The sequence below is a fragment of the Alcanivorax sp. HI0083 genome, assembly GCF_001635175.1.
On record NZ_LWFX01001753.1, the window covers coordinates 1 to 1,452 of the forward strand.

Sequence of the window (1,452 nt, forward strand, 5' to 3'; positions counted from 1 at the left end):
AGTCCACTGCTACCGTTGCTCCCTTCCGGGCCTGGCGGGGTTCGCAGCTTATCGTTGCGGGGGGACCGACGGGTCGACCATAACGCGCTTCGGGCATGGCAGCCGCGAAACGAGCGCGCATTGTGGCGAATGCCTCACGCTATTGCAAGAGGACCGCAGGGCATGGGCAATCAGCTGGCTAAACCTTGAACAGGCTGGCTCCGCACGGGGCACAGGGCTACACTCAAAGTGACTGGGCAGGACGGCGAAAGCGCCTGCCCAGCCCATCCGCGGACAGGGAGGCACCATGAACAACAGTCCCGCTATTCGCATTGCCATCAATGGCTTCGGCCGCATCGGCCGTTGCCTGGTTCGGGCTCTCAGTGAACACCCGGCACGGGAGCATTTTGAACTGGTCGCCATCAATGACCTGGCCGATTTCAAGGTGCTTGCCCACCTGCTTGCCTTCGACACCACCCACGGCCGCTGGCCCTATTCCGTGCATTATGACGGCGACGCCATGGAGATTGATGGCCGCCGGGTACCCTGCTACGCCACCACCGATCTGGACCAGTTACCCTGGGGCGAGCACGCGGTGGATCTGGTGCTGGAGTGTAGCGGTCGCTACAAGCAGCGCGCACAGCTCCAGGGCCACCTGGACGCTGGCGCCCGCCGCGTGCTGGTGAGCTACCCGGTGGACGATGCCGACGCCATGGTGGTTTACGGGGTTAACCACGGCCTGCTTGATGATAGCCAGCAGATCGTTTCCAACGCTTCCTGCACCACCAACTGCCTGGCGCCATTGGTGGATGTGCTCGACCGAGCTTTCACCGTGAAACAGGGGCTGATGACCACCATCCACAGCTACACCAATGACCAGAACCTGGTGGACAAGGCCCACGGGGATTTACTGCGGGCGCGGGCAGCGGCGGTGAACATGATCCCCACCGGTACCGGGGCCGCCAGGGCGGTGGGCAAAGTGCTGCCGCATCTGGCCGGGCGACTGGACGGCATGGCGGTACGCGTGCCCACGCTGAATGTGTCGCTGGTAGATGTGACGCTACTGCTGGAACAGCCCGTCACGGTGGAGGATATCCATGAGAGCCTAAGCAATGCCGCCCATGGGGGGTTGCAGGGGGTATTGGCGATGAACCATCTGGCGCTGGTTTCCAGCGACTTCAATCATCTGCCCTATTCCTGTGTGGTGGACACCAACCACACACGGCTACTGGGGCCCCAGTTGAAACTGCTGGCCTGGTACGACAACGAATGGGGGTTCAGCCACCGCATGCTGGACGTGGCGGGGTATTGGATGGATAAAGTTGACGCCTGACGCCTGACGCCTGACGCCTGACGCCTGACGCCTGACGCCTGACGCCAATCAGTATAAGGATCACTTGTCGCGTCAAGCAGCCTGGCGGTGATTTCTTTGTCCGGCGTCCTGCATCTGGCCTCCGGCGTTCACTCAATCAA

The 1,452-nt window shown here is 62.2% G+C and carries 1 protein-coding gene and 1 other RNA gene; one reads left to right on the plus strand and one right to left on the minus strand.

Features of this window, described 5'->3' with window-relative positions:
• An RNA gene (gene ffs / locus A3754_RS25485) (signal recognition particle sRNA small type) lies at nt 1–71 on the minus strand; the annotation flags it as partial.
• A 215-nt stretch (nt 72–286) separates the two neighbouring features.
• Between ffs and gap the strand changes: the two genes are divergently transcribed.
• Nucleotides 287–1,312: a type I glyceraldehyde-3-phosphate dehydrogenase gene (gene gap, locus A3754_RS25490; protein WP_063521699.1), complete on the plus strand. Its 1,026-nt coding sequence runs from the start codon at nt 287–289 to the stop codon at nt 1,310–1,312.
• Nucleotides 1,313–1,452 lie beyond the last annotated feature (140 nt).